The organism is Nocardia sp. NPDC059228 (assembly GCF_042754245.1).
GTDB lineage: Bacteria > Actinomycetota > Actinomycetes > Mycobacteriales > Mycobacteriaceae > Nocardia.
This window is the reverse complement of sequence record NZ_JBHZAL010000017.1, coordinates 35,187-52,828: the sequence shown is the minus strand read 5'-3', so window position 1 is coordinate 52,828 and position 17,642 is coordinate 35,187. Positions and strand designations below refer to the sequence as shown.

The window sequence follows — 17,642 nt, the reverse complement described above, 5'->3', positions numbered from 1 at the left end:
AGAATGTTCGGACATTGCTCACTCACCCTGCCGCAGAGAGGTATTCGCTGTAGAACAGGCCCAGTCCGATCGCCGAGGCCATACCGGCCAGCAACCAGAACCGGATGATGACCGAGGTCTCGGCCCACCCGCTCAGCTCGAAGTGGTGATGGAACGGTGCCATCTTGAACAGGCGATTGCGCGTGGCGCGGAAGACCGCCACCTGCAGCACCACCGACGCGGCCTCGGCCACGAACAGCGCGCCGATGACGACCATCAGCAGCTCGGTGCGGGTGGTGATGGACAGGCCCGCGAGCAGACCGCCCAGCATCAGCGAGCCGGTATCGCCCATGAAGATCTTGGCGGGCGCGGCATTCCACCATAGGAAGCCGATACAGGCCGCGCCGCCCGCGGCGCAGACAAGGGCCAGATCGAGCGGATCCCGAACCTGGTAGCAGCCCGCGACCGCGTGCGCGGAGCAGGAGTTACGCCACTGCCAGAAGGTGATGATCATGTACGCGCCCAAAACCAGGCTCATCGAGCCGGCGGCCAGGCCGTCGAGACCGTCGGTCAGGTTCACCGCGTTGGACCAGGCCACCACCAGCAGGCAGACGAATGCCAGGAAGACCACCACGCTCATCGACAGCGTATTGATGTCGCGCGTGTAGGACAGGCGCTTGTCGCCGGGGGTCAGGCCGTGAATGTTCTTGAACTGCAGGGCCAGGACGCCGAACACGACGGCCGCGGTCAGCTGGCCGATGTACTTGCCGGCCGCGGTCAGGCCCAGGTTGCGCTGCTTGCGCAGCTTGATCAGGTCATCGGTGAAGCCGACGAAGCCCAGCGCGGTGGCCAGGCCCATGACCAGCAGGCCCGAGGCCGAGGGGCCCGGCTCGCCATAGGTCATGGAGATCAGATGCGAGCCGAGGTAGCCGGCCCACATGCCGATCATGATGGCGACGCCGCCCATGGTGGGGGTGCCGCGCTTGGCCTTGTGGCTCTCCGGGCCGTCGACCCGGATCTCCTGTCCGAAGCCCTGTTTGGCGAAGTAGCGGATCACCACCGGGGTCAGCAGGATGGAGACGGTCAGCGCGATCGCCGCCGACAAGAGGATCTGGGTCATCGCGCGGCCTCCTGATCCGCGCCGATCAGATGGTCGGCGACCGTCCACAGGCCCGCGGAGTTCGAACCCTTCACCAGCACCACCGCACCCGGCTCCAATTCCTCGTCGAGCAGGGCGATGGCCGCGTCGATGTCCGGCACGTGGATGGCCTCCTCACCCCAGGAGCCCTCCTGCACCGCGCCCTGGAACAGGGCCCGCACGGGGCGGCCCTGGCCGACCACGACCAGGCGATCCACATCCAGGCGCACCACCAGACGGCCGATCTTGTCGTGCTCGAGGACGGATTCCTCGCCCAGCTCCGCCATTTCGCCGAGTATCGCCCAGCTGGGACGCGGCTCGGTCCCGGCCTTGGACATGGTGACCAGCGCCTTGAGCGCGGCGCGCACCGAATCCGGGTTGGCGTTGTAGGAGTCGTTGACGACGGTGACGCCGTCGGCACGGGTCCGCACATCCATGCGGTGCGCCGAGACGGCGGTCGCGCCGGACAGCGCCCGCGCGACGGTCGCGAGGTCCGCGCCCTGGTCCAGGGCGACGGCGGCCGCGGACAGCGCATTGCCGACCTGGTGCTCACCGTGCACGGCCAGCTGGACCTCGATCGATTCGCCGTTGGCGTGCAAGGTGAATCGGGCGCGGGCCTGCTCGTCGAGGACCACGTCGGAGGCGCGGACGTCGGCGGTGGCGACCTGACCGACGGTCACCACGCGGGCGGCGGTCCGATCGGCCATCTTCGCGACCAAGTGGTCGTCGGCGTTCAGCACCGCCAGCCCGGAGGCCGGCAGGGCCTCGACGAGCTCACCCTTGGTCTGCGCGATCACCTCGCGGCTGCCGAACTCGCCCAGGTGCGCGGTGCCGACATTGAGCACGACACCCACACCCGGCGGGGCGATCTCGGTGAGCGCCTTGATGTGCCCGGGTCCGCGGGCGGACAGCTCGAGCACCAGGAAGCGGGTGCCGGCGTCGGCGCGCAGCGCGGTCCACGGGTGGCCGAGCTCGTTGTTGAACGAACCGGGCGGGGCCACAACGGGTCCCAGCGGCGCGAGCACCGCCGCCAGCAGATCCTTGGTGGAGGTCTTGCCCGCGGAGCCGGTCACGCCGACCACCGTCAGGTTCCCGGCCTCGACCAGACGGTCCACGCTGGCGCGGGCCAGCGCACCCAGCGCGTCCAGCACCGCCGCGCCGGAGCCGTCGGTGTCGTGGGCCAGCGCGATGGCGCGCGTGTTCCCGGGACGGGGCGTCACCACGATGGCGGGCACCCCGACGGGCCGGGCGGCCAGCACCGCGACCGCGCCCTGCGCGACGGCCTGCGCCGCGAAGTCGTGGCCGTCGGCGCGCTCACCGGGCAGCGCCAGGAACAGGTCACCGGAACCGATACGGCGCGAATCGAATTCGGCCGAGCCGGTGACCTTCGCCTCGGGATCGGGGGCGTCGTGCAGCGTGCCGCCGACGACCTCCGCGATCTCCCGCAAAGTCATCTCGATCATGAAAGCGTCAGGTCCCTCGTCTTTTCCGACAGGGCGGCCGCGAGTACCTCGCGGTCGTCGAACGGATGCTTCACGCCTGAAATCTCCTGCCCTGTCTCATGTCCCTTGCCCGCGACCAGCACCACGTCGCCGGGCTGCGCCCAGTCGACGGCGGTCTTGATCGCGACCGCCCGGTCCCCAACCTCCCGGACCTCACCGCGTTCCGCGACCGGTACCTGTATGGCACCGGCGAGCACCGCGGCGCGGATGGCGGCCGGGTCCTCGCTGCGCGGATTGTCGTCGGTAATGATGGCCAGGTCGCTGCCGCGCGCCGCCGCCGCACCCATCAGGGGCCGCTTGCCGGCATCGCGATCACCGCCCGCACCCACCACTACGGCCAGACGGCCCTCCCCCTGTTCGGCCAACCACGTGCGCAGGGTCGCCACGACCGATTCGATCGCGGCGGGCTTGTGCGCGTAATCGACCACGGCCAGAAACTCCTGACCCTTATCCACCCGCTGCATGCGGCCCGGCACATCGACCGTGCCGAGCGCCGCAGCGGCAGCCTCCGCCTCGACCCCGGCCGCCGCGCACACCGCGACGGCCAGGATTCCATTGGCGATGTTGTACGCACCCGGAAGCCGCAGCCGCACATCCACATTGACACCCGGCCCCGAAGCGGTGAACTCCTGGGTGCCGCCGAGTCCGGCGGTGGCCACGCCGGCGGTCCAGTCCGCGGGCACGCCCGGCCGGGTCGCCACCGTGCGCAGGCGGCCGGTGGTATCACCGGATCCGGCTGCGAGGCAGTCGGATACGTCATCTGCCAGGCGCCGGCCCCACTTGTCGTCGACGCAGATCACGGCCGTACGCGCCGCCACCGACGGGCACGCGGTAGCGGCCGAGTCCGGGCCGTCCGGAATGAACAGGCGGCGCTTGGCGGCGAAATAGTCCTCGAAATCGGCGTGGAAGTCGAGGTGGTCCTGGGACAGGTTGGTGAACGCGCCGACCGCGAAGCTCACCCCGTCCACCCGGCCCAGCGCCAGGGCATGACTGGAGACCTCCATGACCACCGCGTCCACGCCCCGCTCGACCATGAGCGCGAACATGGCGTGCAGCTGCGGAGCCTCAGGTGTGGTGAGCGCCGAGGGCACCCGGACGCCGCCGATGTGGGTCTCGATGGTGCCGATGAGGGCGGTGCGCAGCCCGGCCGCGGCGAGCCCGGCCTCCACCAGATACGACGTGGTCGTCTTGCCGGACGTACCGGTGATACCGACGATGCGGAGTTTGCGAGACGGATCACCGTAAAGGGCCGAGGACAACTCGCCGAGCACCGTGCGCGGCGCATCGTGCACGAGCACCGGGACGGCGATCTCGCCGATCAGTTCCGCGCCCGCCGGATCGGTGAACACCGCGACCGCGCCACGCTCGACCGCGTCGTGGGCGAAACGCGCGCCGTGCGCGTGGGCTCCGGCCAGACCGGCGAACAGGTCACCCGGCAGCACCGCGTTCGAGCGCTGCTCGATGCCGGTGACCTGGATGTCCTCGAGAGCCGCTGCGAATTCCGCGGGCCGCGCGCCCGTCAGCTCCGCCACCGCGCGCAGGGTGGTCGCCGGCGGCGTGGCGGGCCGAAGCACCTGCGGCTCCGCCGTTCTTCCGCTCGGCGGCTCTGCTCGATCACCGCTGTACGGAACCGACTGCGCGGGCACGAAGCTCCTCTCCAAGGGGCGGTCATATGCATGAATCGGTCCGGATGACCGGATCGACGTGTCAGGTTACCTGTGTTCGATCGCCGCGCGATCGGCACGGCGGAGTTCGGTCACCCGCCGGTGCACGCACCGGCGGCGGTGGGCGTCACAACCATCCGCTCCCTGCTCTAACTCGCCTGCAGAATCAGCTGTTTGGCAGGCGGCGACGGCGGGATGCGGTCGCGCTGCAACAGCCACGAGGCGATGCTGTGGAACAGGGGCGCGGCCGAACCGCCGCCGCTGCCGTCGGAGCTGCGCACCGGCGCATCCAGCATCATGCCGATCACATAGCGGGGATTGTCGGCGGGGGCCATGCCCGCGAAGGTGATCCAGTAGCGGTCGCTGGAATAGCAGCGGCACTTCGGGTCGATCTGCTGGGCCGTGCCGGTCTTGCCCGCGATCTGATAACCCTCCACGGCGGCCGGGCCGCCGGTGCCGCTCTGGATGCCGCGCGGATCCTTCTGCACGATGGCCTGGAACATCTGGCGCAGCGTCTGCGCGGTCTGCGGGGCGACCACCTTGACACCCTCCGGCGGCTCCTCCTCGGTGCGGGTGCCGTCCGGGGCGATCTTGGCCTTCACGATGCGCGGCGGCATCCGCACGCCGTCATTGGCGATGGCCTGGTACATGCCGGTCATCTGCAGGGTCGTCATCGAAAGACCCTGGCCGATGGGCAGGTTGGCGAAGGTGGAGCCGGACCACTGGTCCCGGGCGGGCACCACGCCCGCGCTCTCACCCGGCAGGCCGACGCCGGTGCGCTGGCCCAGGCCGAACTTCTTGACCATGTCGAAATAGCGGTCCTCGCCGACGCGCTGCGCCAGCATGAGGGTGCCCACGTTCGAGGACTTACCGAAGATGCCGGTGGTCGTGTAGGGGGCGACACCGTGCTCCCAGGCGTCGTGCACGGTGACACCGCCCATGAAGATGCTGCCCGGAACCTGGTGCACCTCATCGGGAGTGGTGAGGCCGTATTCGATGGCCGCGGCCGCGGTGACGATCTTGTTCACCGAGCCCGGCTCGAACACCTCCTGCACCGACGGATTGCCCAGATCGGTGGTGGACCAATACTGCGGTCCCATGGCGGGATTGAAGGTGTTGTCGTTGGCCATCGCCAGCACCTGGCCGGTGTGCACGTCCAGCACCACCGCCGAGGCCGCGCTCGCGCCCGAGAGGTCCTTGGCCTGCTGCACCTGCTGCTGCACGTAGTACTGCAGATCCGAATCCAGGGTGAGCTCGAGGCCGTAGCCGTTCACCGCGGGCTGGCGATCACGCCACGAACCCGGGATCACCGCGCCGTCGGAGCCGCGGTCGTAGGTCTCCGAGCCGTCGGAGCCGGCCAGCAGCGCGTCCATCGAGGACTCCAGGCCGATCTGGCCGTGCCCGTCCCAGCCGGTCGCGCCGATCACATTGGCGGCCAGGGATCCGCCCGGATACTCGCGCATATCCTGCCGATCCATCCCGACCTCGGGGAACTGCAGAGTGATGTCCGAGGCGACCCGGGGGTCCACATTCCGCGCGAGGTACACGAACGGCTCGTCGCTCTTCAGCTTGGCCAGGATGTCCTTCTCGGGCGCGTCATTGCCCAGCTTCTCGTGAATGTATTTGGCGATGGCCGCCAGCCGATCATCCGGATCCGGCGCGGTCTTGGGCGTCTTGTCGTGCGCGTCCGCCAAATCCTTGCGCACCCGCACCGGCTGGAAGCTCAGCTCCTTCGCCGCGATGGTGAATGCCAGCGACTTCCCGTACCGATCCGTGATCGGTCCCCGGTTGGCCGGATCGGCCACCTTCACGGTGCGCTGGCTGGCCGCCTCCGCCGACAGCTTCGGCGCGGAAACACTTTGCACCCACAGCAATTGGATGGCCGCCACCACGAGCGCCACCAGCATGACCAGCCGGCCCACCCCGAACCGCAAGCGCGTGCTCGAGTCCAATCCCGGAGCGGGCCGCGGTCTGGACTGCCGGCCCGGCCCCGAACCGGCACGGCCGGAACCCGACCGGCTCCGGCCGGCGGCGGCGACCCGCCCTCGACCGGAATCGGACCGGCTCCGGCCGGAATCACGCCCGCGCCCCGCGCGGGTTGAGCTCATCGACCAGCCCCGTTCGCCGGCGCCGCGGTGCGGCTCATCGGGGCGCTCCGTTCGCCTGCACCTGCGGGTTCTGCGGAGCCGTGATCGGCGCCGCCGGAACGGGATTCGCGGCGGTGGTGGTCGGCGAGGCGGGCGTGGTGGTCACCGGGACCACCCGCTCACCCTGAGCCTGCTGCAGCTTCGACGGCGGCGGGGCGGGCGACGGCGTCGTGTTGAGCGGCGGTGCGGGCGCGCCCTCAGCGGGCTGCGGATTGCCGACCACGGTGACCTGACCGTCCGGGCCGATCACCAGCCGGGCCGGATCCTTGGCCGGGATCATGCCCAGTTCGGCTGCGCGCTTGGCCAATTCGGGAGCCGAATCGGCGGAGGCCACCTCACGCTGCAGCGCGTCCCGCTCGTCGGACAGCTTCTGGTTGGCGCGGCGCTGATCGCCGAGCTGATAGCTGTCCTCGGTGGCGCGGGTGGTGAGCAGCAGCGTCAGCGCCAGGCCGCAGCCCAGCAGCGCGATGATGGTGGCCACGAAGGACATGCGACCGCGCGGCATCGGATCGCTGCGCCGACCGCGGCGCATACCCGGCAGGTCGGCCCCGCCCTCCCGATTGCGCCGGCGCGCGTAGGCCCGTTGCGCCGCACCCGATTTCACCCGTTCGGCGGCCTGCACCCGGCGGGCCCCCCGGCCCGTCGCCTGCGTCCTGATCGTCATGGTGCGGCTCCGATCCAGCGGTTGCCCGCTCGATGCGCCGTTCCACCCCGGAACCTCACGATTGCTCCTCCCCTACGATCCGTTCGGCCGCCCGCATGCGCACCGGAGCGGCCCGCGGGTTGTCCTCGATCTCCTGCTCGGTGGCCTTCTCCGCGCCGCGGGTCAGAATCCTGAATTCCGGTCCCATACCCGGCAATTCGACCGGCAGGTCCAGGGGGGTGCGCGACACCGACCGCTTGGCCAGTGCCGCCTTCACCACCCTGTCCTCCAGGGACTGGTAGCTCATGACCACGATGCGGCCGCCCGGGGCCAGCGCGTCCAGCGCCGCGGGCAGCGCGGCCTCCAGGGACTCCAGTTCGCGGTTGACCTCCACCCGCAAGGCCTGGAAGGTGCGCTTGGCCGGATGCCCGCCCGTGCGCCTGGCCGCGGCCGGGATGGCGTCGTAGAGCAACTCCACCAGCTGTGCGCTGGTGGTGAACGGGGTGCGCTGACGACGCCGCACGATCTCGGCGGCGATCTTGCCCGCGAACCGTTCCTCGCCATAGGTTTTCAGCACCCGCGCCAGCTCGCCGTGACTGTAGGTGTTGAGCACGTCGGCGGCCGTGGGGCCGGTGCTGGAGTCCATCCGCATGTCCAGCGGTGCGTCGATGGAGTAGGCGAAGCCGCGGTCGGCCTCGTCCAGCTGCATGGAGGACACGCCCAGGTCCATCAGAATCGCGCTGACCGAACCCTTGTCGGGTAGCCCGGCCTGCTCCAGCGCGGGCGCGATGCCGTCATACCTGGTGTGCACCAGGGTGATCCGGTTCCGGAACGGGGATAGTCGCTCGCCCGCCAGCTTCAGCGCCGCGGTGTCGCGATCCAGCCCGACCAGGCGGATGTTCGGATACGTCTGCAGGAAGTACTCGGCATGACCGCCGAGCCCCAGCGTGCAGTCCAGGTAGACCGCGCCCTCGGAATGCAGTGCGGGACCGAGGATTTCGTCGGCGCGATGGAGGAGAACCGGAACATGGCGGGGGCCGTCACTGCCTCGGTGCACGTCGACCTCCCGGAATTCCTGCCTCACGTTTCATTCGCACGGCCACCTGGGGTCGCTGGCGAAAAGGACCTTCGAATTGGGCGAATGCCCCGTGGTCTCTGACCGAAGCACCGCACCTGGCGTTGGGGAAGTACGTCAGGGTCGGTGTCGGGCAGAGGCCGCAGGGCACTCGCCTCATTGCGGGCTAGAAGATCTCGCCCAGCGACTCGTCTCTGGCCTGCGAGTAATCCTCCTCGTGTTCAGCGAGGTAGGAATCCCACGCCGTCTTGTCCCATATTTCGAGGAAGTCGACCGAACCGATCACCACGCAATCCTTGGACAGATTGGCGTAGCGGCGATGCTCGGCCGACAGCATGATCCGGCCCTGTGCGTCCGGACGCTGCTCATCACTGGAAGCCGCCAAGGCCCGGACGAATGCGCGGGCCTGCGGATTGGACCGGGATGCCGCCGCGGCTCGCCGCGCCAGCGCGGTGAACTCGTCCTTGGGATACACGGCAAGGCTGTGGTCCTGTCCCTTCGTGACCATCAACCCTCCCGCCAGCTCGTCCCGGAACTTCGCAGGCAACGTCAGTCGCCCTTTGTCGTCCAACCGAGGGGTATAGGTCCCGAGAAACAAGCCTCGACACCTCCTGCCGGATCACCCTCTCGACTGTTCGGCCTCCTGTAGTGCGGGCTCCACATTACCCCACTTTCCCCCACTTTCAATCGAAAGCGTCGGTGATCTCGGTCCCCGCTTGGCGAACTTCGCAGGTCACACCAGCTATCACCGAGGTGGGGAAGATTTCGCGCAGTTCCCCCGACACGCGCGACGCGCGCCGGCGAGCATCCGACAACCGCCAGCAAACCCGCAGATAGCGTGCATTTCCGGCATTCGTGGGGCGCGGTGGGGAAGCTCCGTGGGGAGGCGTGGGGAATCCTGGACCACTCCCGACACGCCGAATCAGCACCAACGAGAAACGCCGTGGCGCCACACCTCAACTCGGTATGGCGCCACGGCGTGTCGCTGGATCTTCAGTTAGCCGATCATGGTCCGCTGCCGCGCGGCGCCGAAAGCCTTCGGCGGCACGGCAGCCCGGTCAACTGTCCTGTTCGAACCTCTTGCGGAACCGGTCCTCCATCCGTGCGGAGAACCCGCCCTGCTTCCGGGGCTTCCCGCGGCCGGCGCCGGGAGCGCCACCCGCGCTGGGATGCGCATCGGCGCCGCGACTGCTCGGCGTGCCCATCCGAGGGCCACCGATCAGCAACAGCACACCCGCGCTGAACATGACGATGAATCCGACCAGACTGATGATCGGGAAGCCGCCCGGCTTGAACGGTGCGGCAATACCGGCCACCAATAGGAACAGACCGAGGACGAACAGGGCGGCCGCCTGAAGTCTGCGTCGACCAGTGGCAGAACGTAACCGTCCACCCCGAACAGTCGAGGCGAACTTCGGATCCTCAGCATAGAGCGCGCTCTCGATCTGTTCGAGCATGCGCTGCTCGTGCTCGGAGAGTGGCACGGTACCTCCCCCGGCACTAGGTGGTGGCTGTCGTCTCCGGGTAGACGACGGATAGCCGACCTTGGCGGCTGTCTGTCACCAATAATACGAGTTCGATCAGACGGCGACCACCTACTCGCCGATACTCACGCCAGCATTCCGGTTACCCACCCTGAGCTGGGGCGCAGGCGGGCGGCGGCGGCCAGCAGGTCCGCCACGTCGTGCAGGAATGCGTTTACCCGCGAAGCGAACTCGTCCGCGCGGCGATCGTCGATGGGCCGCGGCAACCCGGCCTCCAGGGCCGCTCTGGTCTCGGATTGACCGGTGAAATAGTCGGCCCACATCACGAATTCCGGTGCCGCGCGCTGCATCAGGACCCAGGCGTTGCGAGAACGCGCGCGGGGCGCGCGGTCTGCCCCTGTGAGGGCCAGCACGGCGCCCGCACCGCGGAGGGCAGCGAGGTAGGCCGTACGGAAGCGCTCCGCCGGGTCGGTTTCCCCCTGGGCTGCCAGCAATAGACCGTCCGCCTTGCGCAGTAGATCGCCGGCGCGGCCGGGATGGCCCGGTCGTTCAGTTTTCCCGCTCATTTCGGGTACCTCCCCACTCGTACACCTGATTCGCCTTCCATGAGGACATCCGGTCCCGATCAGGCATTTCGCCCGCCGGAAAGATCGAACAGATATTCGAAGGTTTCTCGTGCGTTTGAATATAGAGAGACCCACCGACAAGTTGACGCCCCTACGTGGCGCTACTGTCGACCCCATCCGTCCGCGCCAACGAGAGTTGCGTCCAGCCGATGACCGCAGTCACCCCCAAACCGACGCCCGCGCCCGTGGTGGTCGACCTGTCGGCCGCTACCCTGCGGCACCGGCTGCACGACGCCCTCTCGGTCTACGTGGCGGCGATGGACTACCCGCGCGGCACCGAACACCAGCGCGCGCCCATGTGGACCGAGCACACCACCCGGCCCGGCTGGCAGGCGGTGGCGGCGGTACTGCCCGACGACGACGGACGGCTCGACCTGCGCACCGCGCCCATCGTGGCCATCGCCTACGGGTATCACGGCGCGCCGCACCAGTGGTGGCACCAGCAGGTGTACAGCGGCATGCGGCGCACCGGATGGCCCGAACACGCCGCGCGAGAACTGCTTTCGGACTACTTCGAGCTCACCGAACTGCACGTGCACCCGGCGGCGCAGGGCCGCGGGCTCGGCGAGATCCTGCTCACCCGGCTGCTGCAGAACCGGCCCGAGCCGACCGTCCTGCTGTCCACGCCCGAGGTGGATCGCGAATCCAACCGGGCCTGGCGGTTGTACCGGCGGCAGGGGTTCGGAGATGTGGTGCGGCACTTCATCTTCTCCGGCGACACCCGGCGGTTCGCGGTGCTCGGCCGGCGGCTGCCCCTGTGAGCCGTGGCAACCTCGGCGCCCGCCGCGTCGTCATCGTCGGTTCCGGACACAATGCGCTGGTCGCGGCCTGCTATCTGGCGCGGGCCGGGCATCGGGTCGAGGTGCTCGAGCGCGACACCGTGCTGGGCGGGGCGGTGTCCACGGTGGAGCGGTTCCCGGGTCATCTGGTCGATCGGGGCTCGTCGGCGCACATCATGATCCGGCACACCGGGATCATCGAGGAACTGGAGCTGGCCCGGTTCGGGCTGCGGTACATCGATTGCGACCCATGGGCTTTCGCGCCCGCACCGCCCGGGAGCGGGCTGCCGCCGATTGTGTTCCATCGCGATGTGGACCGGACCTGCGCGTCCATCGCGGCGGCGTGCGGGGAACGGGATGCCGAGGCATACCGGCGGTTCGTGACCGTGTGGGGGCCGCGCAGTGCCCGGGTGATGCGGGCGTTCTCGGCCATGCCGACGGGCGGGAACCTGCTGAAGGCGTTCTGGGGCATGGACCCGCGCGAGGCCGCCGGGGCGACCGGCCGCACCAGTGCCGGGGCCCTGTCACGGGAGATGATGCAGACCGGAGACGCGCTGCTGGACAGCCTCTTCGACAGCGAGCGGCTCAAGGCCGCGCTGGCCTGGTTCGGCGCGCAGTCCGGGCCGCCCATGTCCGAACCCGGGTCCGCGCCCATGGTGGGATTCGCGGCGCTCATGCACACGCTGCCGCCGGGCCGCGCGGTCGGCGGCAGTGGGGCGCTGACGACGGCGCTGGTGGCGCGGCTGGAGTCCGACGGCGGCATCGTGAGCGCCGGGGACGCGGTCACCGCCATCGCCCGGACCGGCGACACCTGGGAGGTGCGCACCGCGGACGGGCGAAACGTGCAGGCGGACACCGTGATCGCGGGCACCCACATCCTCACCACGCTGAACCTGTTGGAGCAGGGCGGATTCGACGCCGGGGTGCTCGCCGGCTGGCGGCGGCGCATTCGGGTGGGGCCGGGCATCGGCATGGTGGTGCGGGCCGCGCTCAGCGACCTGCCCCGGTATCCGGGCGCGGAGACCGTCGAGTCCGCCCACGGCCTGCAGCTTCTCGTCACCGATCGCCGCGAGCTGCGCCGCGCGCACGGCGCCGCGCTGGCCGGGGATCTGCCGCCGCGACCGGTCGTGCTGGCCATGAGTTTCAGCGCCCTGGATCCGAGCATCGCGCCCGTGGGCGAGCATCAGGTCACACTGTGGTCGCAGTGGCATCCCTATGACCTGGCCGACGGCACCGCCTGGTCCGCGCACGCCGACCGCGAGGCCGACCGCATCATCGCCGAAGTCGACGCGCACGCACCGGGATTCGCCGGGACGGTGACGCAGCGCTTCGTCCAGACGCCCGCCGACCTGGAACGCGAGATGGGCCTGCTGGGCGGCAATGTCATGCACGTGGAGATGTCCATCGACCAGATGTTCATGTGGCGGCCGCTGCCCGAGCTCTCGGGGCAGCGGGTTCCGGGAGCGCCGGGGCTGTACCTCACGGGCGCGTCCACGCATCCCGGCGGCGGCGTCTCCGGTGCGAGCGGCCGCAGCGCGGCCCGCCTGGTCGAACACGACCTGCGCCCGCGCCGCCTCCTCGCGCCGCGTCGATGACGGACCCCGGACCATCCTGCTCCGCCGCGAATCCGGTTGCGGCTGAGCCGGAGCCGACGGCACCCGGCGGCGATACCGCATGGCGGACCGGCGCGCGGCCCGCCTCCTGCACGGCGGTGACGTGGCCCGCACCGTACCCTCGACGGCCGGTTCGCGGATGCCGTCCCGTTTCGACCATCCGGCCGCCTTGTGGCCGCGGGTGGTCCGATGCGGCGACCCGCCTGGAGATCGGCTGATCGGGACATGGCGGGCAGCCGGATGCATATGTCGACCGCGGCGGCCGAGCAGGCCCCGAGGATCATTGCGATCCCGGCGGTGTTGCTGGTGCTGGTGCAGATTACGTATCCGCTGGCGCACGGGGTGGTGCGGGATCAGGTGACCGTGGTGGTCGTGTTGCTCTCGCTGGGGACGGCCCTCGTGCACGCCGGGGTGACGCGCGGGGTGCGGTGGGCTGCGGGTTTGCTGGCGATCGTGTCCGGGATCGGGTTCGGTGCGGAGGTGCTGGGGATCGCGACCGGGTTCCCGTTCGGTAGCTACGACTATGCCAGCGGGCGGCTGGGGCCCGAGCTGCTCGGGGTGCCGCTGATCGTGCCGCTGGCCTGGACCGGTGGGCTGTATCCGGTATGGGTGGTGGCCGGGATGCTGGTTCATGGTGCGGCCGGACGGATTTCGCTGACGGCGCTCGGGGCCGTCGGGTGGGATCTGTTCCTGGATCCGCAGCTGGTCGCGGATGGGCAGTGGACGTGGCGCTCGACGGTCGCCGGACTGCCGGGGCTGGGCCAGATTCCGGTCACCAACTATGCCGGCTGGTTCGCGGTCGCGGTGGTGATGGCGGGATTGCTGGAGTGGTGGGATCGGACCGCCCCTGATACCGGCGCGGCGCGGATGGTTCCGGTGGCGGTGTTCCTGTGGACCTGGCTGGGCTCGACGCTGGCGCACGCGGTGTTCCTGGGGCTGCCGATCTCGGCCGGCTACGGGTTCTGCGGGCTCGGTCTGCTGGGGATTCCGCTGGTTCGGACGCTGAGCGCCCGTCGAATCACCCTGTCGCCCGGGGCGCATGGCACGATGTGACCCGTGCAGCCGAGTCCCAACATGTCGACAGCAGAGGAAACGCCCGAATCCATGACACCGTCGGATCCCAGCGCATCGGGAGCGCGGCGACCGCGCCGGTGGGTGCGGATGCTGGCCGTGGTCCTGTTCGCGGGGCTCGCCGTCATGCTGACCGGATGCCTGCGGGTGCAGGTGTCGATGGGTGTGTCCTCCAATGACCGGGTGTCGGGCCGCATCGTCGCGGCGGCCGTGCCCCAGAACGACAAGGACAAGGGGCCGCAGCTGAAGGCGCCCGACGGGTTGCAGGGCAAGGTGCGGGTCGATTCCTACGCACAGGACGGATACGTCGGCAGCCAGGTCTATTTCGACGACCTCACCTTCGGTGAGGTGCAGCAGCTGGGCGGCATGTCCGACCAGACCTCCGGCATGTTCAACCTGGTCTTCAGCCGCACCGGCGACCTGGTCACCCTGAGCGGCCGGGTGGACCTGAAGAGCCTGCCGCCCCAGGGTTCCGACGTGCAGCTGACCGTGGCCTTCCCGGCCCGCGTCGCCACCACCAACGGCACCCGCGAGGGCGACTCCGTGGTGTCCTGGAAGCTCCCCGCCGGCGATGTCAGCACGCTGCGCGCGGAAGTCGGCTACGCGGACCCGAATACGCGCTCCTTCGCCGGCTGGGCGGGCATCGTCGGCGGCATCACCCTCGCGGTGGCGGCCGTGGTCGCGGTCCTCGCCTTCATGACCCGTAACCCCGACCCGCCGGCCTACGTCCGCGCGGCCCGCTGGCTACGCCCCGATCGCACCAAGACTCGATGACCCTCGCCGCCAGGGCGGTGGCGGCCGGTAGCGCCGTCGCCGCCCTCGGCGCCGCCACCGCCCTGGCGAACCGCCTCGGCACCCGCCGCCTCCGGCCCGCCGGCCGACCCGTCACCGAACCGGTCACGGTCTGCGTCCCCGCCCGCAACGAGGCCGCCCGCCTCCCCGCCCTCATCGCCGATCTGCGCGCCCAGCAGGGCATTCCGCGGCTCCGGATCCTGATCCTCGACGACGGCTCCACCGACGGCACCACCGCCGCCGCCCGTACCGCCATCGGCGACGACGATCGATTCCTGCTCTCCCGCAACGACATCGACCCCGCACCCGGCTGGACCGGCAAGACCGCCGCCTGCGCCCGCCTGGCCGATCTCGCCCTCGAGCCACCCGCACCCGGATCCCCCGCCGGCACGCTGATCTTCCTCGACGCCGACATCCGGCTCGCGCCGGCCGCGCTGGCGGCAGCCGTGCGCGAATTGCGTTCGGCCCGGGCCGACCTGGTGTGCCCGTGGCCCCGGCAGCGCGCCGAATCGCCCGTGGAGCGCCTGGTCCAGCCACTACTGTGCTGGTCCTGGGCCTCGACCTTGCCCATCGCCCTGGCCAACCGCACCCTGCACCCCTCGATGGCCGTAGCCTGCGGCCAGTTCCTGGTCTTCGACGTCGCGGCCTACGCCGCCCTCGGTGGTCACGCGGCCGTGGCCGGCAGCATGACCGAAGACCTGGCGATCGCGCGCCGCCTCCGCCGCACCGGACGCCACACCGCTCTGGTCGCGGCCGGTCCCCTCGCCGAAACCCGGATGTACCGCAACACCACCGAACTCACCGAGGGATACACCCGCTGGCTGTGGTCCGCCTACGGCGGCCCGGCCGGCAGCCTCGCGGTCGGTTCGATTGCGGCACTGGCGTTCTGGGCCCCGCCACTGGCGGCAGTAGGTGGGCGGGGACGACTGCGCCGGATGGGACTGCTGGGTTACGGCGCAGCGGTCGCCGCCCGGCTGCTGGCCCGCTCGACCGAGAGCGGGGGCACCCCGGGCGGCGCGGATCTCGTTGCCGCGCTGGCACACCCGTTGTCGGTCACGGCCTACCTGACGCTGTCGCTTCGCTCCCATCGCACGTACCGGGCGGGCGGGCTGCGCTGGAAGGACCGCCCGCTCGGCACCCGCTGACCGTGCCGGTCAGGAGACGGGGGTCATGCCGATGGTCGGGAGGAAGAAGCAGGTGGAGGTGCCGTTGCGGACGGTGCCGAAGACGGCGGCCAGGACGGTGCCGGAGCCGGTGGTGACGGGGACCGCGCGGACGCCGCCGACGGGGAGGGCCGCGGTGAAGTAGTCGTGGACGGCCTGTTCGACCGTCGGGCGGAGTTCGGCGGGGACCTGGGGCGGGATCATGGCATTGAGGACCTGGCTCAGCGGGCCCATGGGGACGAGGCCGCCACGGCCGGTGGACAGGTTGAACCAGGCGACCTGCATGCCGGAGGTGTCGGCACCGTCGGGGTTGATGCCGTAGGGGACGAAGGCGAACATGGTCTGGCCCGCCTCGACGGCCGAAAGATCAAGGCCGGGAATGGAAACCGCGTACTTGGGCCACGGGCCGGGGATGGCGCCCGCCACGCCGGGGGCGATGCCGAGGGTGGTGCCGCCGAGGCAGAAGGGAGCGGCGGTCGGGTAGAGGAAGGGCTGGATGCCCAGGGCCTTCAAACCGTTGACGGCTTGATCGTAGGCCGAGAGCCAGTCGGCTGGGCCGGCGGTATTGGATCTGGCCGATGGATCGGACCCGGCGGTCTTGCCCGCGGCGGTGATGGCTGCCAGGGCGGCGGCCGACTCCTGGGTCACGGCCGCCGCGGGCGAATCGGCGGGGGCCGCGGCGGCCGGGCCGGCCAGGGTTGCCGGACCGGCGGCAGTCAGGACGGCGCAGGCGCCGACAGCGCCTGCGACACGGACGAGACTGTGGAACACGGACATGGATAGCTCCCCTCGAGGTCACGAATCGAGGGCGACGCTACTCCGCTGACCAGCACGTACCCGGGATTTGATCCGGCATGCGGGGTGGTTGGATCAGGCGTTCGCCGGAGTCGCCGACATGGTGTAGCCAAGGTTTGCCAAAACTTCGCTAGTGGCCTTGGCGAAATTCAGGGTGATGAAATGCAGGCAGGGCGCGCCCTCGGTGATGAGGCGCTGGGCCATCTCCGTGGCGATCTCGATGCCGACCTCGCGGACCGCCGCGCGATCCTCCTCCGGCCCGTCGCCCGCGGCCTTCCGCAGCCGCTCCATCACCGCGGCCGGCAGCGGACGGCCCGACAGCTCCTCCGCGCGCTGCACGGTGCGCAGCGAGGTGACCGGCATGAGCTCGGGAATGATCGGCTTGGCGCCCTCGATCGGATCGCAGGCGATGGCCCGATCCCGCAGGCGCAGATAGTGCTCCACGTCGAAGAACATCTGGGTGATCGAATACTCCGCGCCCGCACGGAGTTTCGACACCAGGAAGTGGGTGTCCTGGTCGAGGTCGGTGGAGCGCGGGTGGCCCTGCGGGAACGAGGCCACACCCACGTGGAAGTCGCCCAGGTCGCGGACGATGCGCACGAGCTCGTCGGCGTACTCGACGCCCTCGGGGTGCTTGATCCACTCCCCCAGCACGTCGCCGGGCGGGTCGCCGCGCAGCACCAGCAGATTGCGGATGCCGGCGTCGGCGTACGCGCCGACGATCGACCGCAGCTCGGCGACCGAGTGATCCACCGCGGTCAGGTGCGCGACCGTGAGCAGCGTGGTCTCACGCGCCAGCTGGCCGGTGACCCGGATGGTGCGGTCGCGGGTGGAGCCGCCCGCACCGTAGGTCATGGACACGAAGGCGGGGTGCAGCCGTTCGAACTCGCGTGCGGCCCGCCACAGGCGCGCCTCACCGGCGGCGTCGCGCGGCGGATTGAACTCGACCGAGAACGGGATCGACCCGTCCGGGCGCGGGCCCAGCTGCTGAACTATGGAGCGAGTTCCGGACACCCGAGGCGTGCGGGAAACTCGGCCTGGGGTCGAATATCCCCGTACATTGTCGAAACTCACGCGGACATTTTACGGGCCCGCACCGGGTGCTGGACCGCGACCTGCGCTTATCCCAGCAGGTGAGACCGATTCGAACCCGACCGATTCCCGTCGGCGA

16 protein-coding genes are annotated in these 17,642 nt (G+C 70.2%); 5 read left to right on the top strand and 11 right to left on the bottom strand.

The window, feature by feature from the left end; translation table 11 throughout:
* Positions 1 to 22: 22 nt before the first annotated feature.
* The 9 genes from mraY to ACFXKA_RS24715 all read right to left on the bottom strand — a co-directional run bounded on the left by mraY (position 23) and on the right by ACFXKA_RS24715 (position 10,198).
* Entirely contained in the window at positions 23 to 1,099 is a 1,077-nt protein-coding gene (gene mraY / locus ACFXKA_RS24755; protein ID WP_354843024.1) for a phospho-N-acetylmuramoyl-pentapeptide-transferase, read from the bottom strand.
* Positions 1,096 to 2,580 (bottom strand): UDP-N-acetylmuramoyl-tripeptide--D-alanyl-D-alanine ligase, encoded by a 1,485-nt coding sequence (gene murF, locus ACFXKA_RS24750; protein ID WP_379429078.1) that lies wholly within the window; start codon positions 2,578 to 2,580, stop codon positions 1,096 to 1,098. The genes mraY and murF overlap by 4 nt, the downstream gene beginning before the upstream one ends.
* Complete coding sequence (locus tag ACFXKA_RS24745) at positions 2,577 to 4,193, bottom strand: UDP-N-acetylmuramoyl-L-alanyl-D-glutamate--2,6-diaminopimelate ligase (RefSeq protein ID WP_379429077.1); 1,617 nt, start codon at positions 4,191 to 4,193, stop codon at positions 2,577 to 2,579. Before ACFXKA_RS24745 ends, murF begins: the two co-directional genes overlap by 4 nt.
* 239 nt (positions 4,194 to 4,432) lie before the next feature.
* Positions 4,433 to 6,391, bottom strand: coding sequence for a peptidoglycan D,D-transpeptidase FtsI family protein (locus ACFXKA_RS24740; RefSeq protein WP_379429076.1), 1,959 nt, complete (start codon positions 6,389 to 6,391; stop codon positions 4,433 to 4,435).
* Positions 6,392 to 6,425: 34 nt separating this feature from the next.
* Positions 6,426 to 7,094, bottom strand: a complete 669-nt coding sequence (locus ACFXKA_RS24735) for a hypothetical protein (RefSeq protein ID WP_379429075.1) — start codon at positions 7,092 to 7,094, stop codon at positions 6,426 to 6,428.
* Between the two features lie 55 nt (positions 7,095 to 7,149).
* Positions 7,150 to 8,130: a 16S rRNA (cytosine(1402)-N(4))-methyltransferase RsmH gene (rsmH, locus tag ACFXKA_RS24730; RefSeq protein WP_379429074.1), complete on the bottom strand. Its 981-nt coding sequence runs from the start codon at positions 8,128 to 8,130 to the stop codon at positions 7,150 to 7,152.
* Positions 8,131 to 8,314: 184 nt separating this feature from the next.
* Positions 8,315 to 8,746, bottom strand: a complete 432-nt coding sequence (gene mraZ, locus ACFXKA_RS24725; RefSeq protein WP_213560465.1) for a division/cell wall cluster transcriptional repressor MraZ — start codon at positions 8,744 to 8,746, stop codon at positions 8,315 to 8,317.
* A gap of 460 nt (positions 8,747 to 9,206) precedes the next feature.
* Positions 9,207 to 9,632, bottom strand: a complete 426-nt coding sequence (locus ACFXKA_RS24720) for a DUF3040 domain-containing protein (protein ID WP_379429073.1) — start codon at positions 9,630 to 9,632, stop codon at positions 9,207 to 9,209.
* 125 nt (positions 9,633 to 9,757) lie between these two features.
* Positions 9,758 to 10,198, bottom strand: a complete 441-nt coding sequence (locus ACFXKA_RS24715; protein WP_354843042.1) for an SAV_6107 family HEPN domain-containing protein — start codon at positions 10,196 to 10,198, stop codon at positions 9,758 to 9,760.
* A 209-nt stretch (positions 10,199 to 10,407) separates the two neighbouring features.
* On the opposite strand from ACFXKA_RS24715, the gene ACFXKA_RS24710 reads away from it, so the two are divergent.
* The 5 genes from ACFXKA_RS24710 (at position 10,408) to ACFXKA_RS24690 (ending at position 15,658) form a co-directional block, all read left to right on the top strand.
* Complete coding sequence (locus ACFXKA_RS24710; protein ID WP_354843045.1) at positions 10,408 to 11,019, top strand: N-acetyltransferase; 612 nt, start codon at positions 10,408 to 10,410, stop codon at positions 11,017 to 11,019.
* A complete protein-coding gene (locus ACFXKA_RS24705) occupies positions 11,016 to 12,632 on the top strand; it encodes a phytoene desaturase family protein (RefSeq protein ID WP_379429072.1) in 1,617 nt (538 codons plus the stop codon). The genes ACFXKA_RS24710 and ACFXKA_RS24705 overlap by 4 nt, the downstream gene beginning before the upstream one ends.
* A gap of 258 nt (positions 12,633 to 12,890) precedes the next feature.
* Complete coding sequence (locus tag ACFXKA_RS24700; RefSeq protein WP_379429071.1) at positions 12,891 to 13,703, top strand: carotenoid biosynthesis protein; 813 nt, start codon at positions 12,891 to 12,893, stop codon at positions 13,701 to 13,703.
* A 108-nt stretch (positions 13,704 to 13,811) separates the two neighbouring features.
* Positions 13,812 to 14,495, top strand: coding sequence for an LppM family (lipo)protein (locus ACFXKA_RS24695; RefSeq protein WP_379429146.1), 684 nt, complete (start codon positions 13,812 to 13,814; stop codon positions 14,493 to 14,495).
* Positions 14,492 to 15,658, top strand: coding sequence for a glycosyltransferase (locus ACFXKA_RS24690; protein ID WP_379429070.1), 1,167 nt, complete (start codon positions 14,492 to 14,494; stop codon positions 15,656 to 15,658). Before ACFXKA_RS24695 ends, ACFXKA_RS24690 begins: the two co-directional genes overlap by 4 nt.
* Before the next feature lie 9 nt (positions 15,659 to 15,667).
* Here ACFXKA_RS24690 and ACFXKA_RS24685 read toward each other — a convergent pair whose 3' ends face one another.
* Both ACFXKA_RS24685 and ACFXKA_RS24680 read right to left on the bottom strand, forming a co-directional pair.
* On the bottom strand, positions 15,668 to 16,453 hold the full coding sequence (locus tag ACFXKA_RS24685) for a hypothetical protein (protein WP_379429069.1): 786 nt from the start codon (positions 16,451 to 16,453) through the stop codon (positions 15,668 to 15,670).
* A gap of 93 nt (positions 16,454 to 16,546) precedes the next feature.
* Positions 16,547 to 17,545 (bottom strand): methylenetetrahydrofolate reductase, encoded by a 999-nt coding sequence (locus tag ACFXKA_RS24680; RefSeq protein ID WP_379429068.1) that lies wholly within the window; start codon positions 17,543 to 17,545, stop codon positions 16,547 to 16,549.
* Positions 17,546 to 17,642 lie beyond the last annotated feature (97 nt).

Bases quoted from the DNA above. Each gene is read 5' to 3' on its own strand.
- mraY (WP_354843024.1), bottom strand. From the start codon at position 1,099: ATGACCCAGATCCTCTTGTCGGCGGCGATCGCGCTGACCGTCTCCATC.
- murF (WP_379429078.1), bottom strand. From the start codon at position 2,580: ATGATCGAGATGACTTTGCGGGAGATCGCGGAGGTCGTCGGCGGCACG.
- ACFXKA_RS24740 (WP_379429076.1), bottom strand. From the start codon at position 6,391: ATGAGCTCAACCCGCGCGGGGCGCGGGCGTGATTCCGGCCGGAGCCGG.
- ACFXKA_RS24735 (WP_379429075.1), bottom strand. From the start codon at position 7,094: ATGACGATCAGGACGCAGGCGACGGGCCGGGGGGCCCGCCGGGTGCAG.
- ACFXKA_RS24715 (WP_354843042.1), bottom strand. From the start codon at position 10,198: ATGAGCGGGAAAACTGAACGACCGGGCCATCCCGGCCGCGCCGGCGAT.
- ACFXKA_RS24710 (WP_354843045.1), top strand. From the start codon at position 10,408: ATGACCGCAGTCACCCCCAAACCGACGCCCGCGCCCGTGGTGGTCGAC.
- ACFXKA_RS24700 (WP_379429071.1), top strand. From the start codon at position 12,891: ATGCATATGTCGACCGCGGCGGCCGAGCAGGCCCCGAGGATCATTGCG.
- ACFXKA_RS24695 (WP_379429146.1), top strand. From the start codon at position 13,812: ATGCTGGCCGTGGTCCTGTTCGCGGGGCTCGCCGTCATGCTGACCGGA.
- ACFXKA_RS24690 (WP_379429070.1), top strand. From the start codon at position 14,492: ATGACCCTCGCCGCCAGGGCGGTGGCGGCCGGTAGCGCCGTCGCCGCC.
- ACFXKA_RS24685 (WP_379429069.1), bottom strand. From the start codon at position 16,453: ATGTCCGTGTTCCACAGTCTCGTCCGTGTCGCAGGCGCTGTCGGCGCC.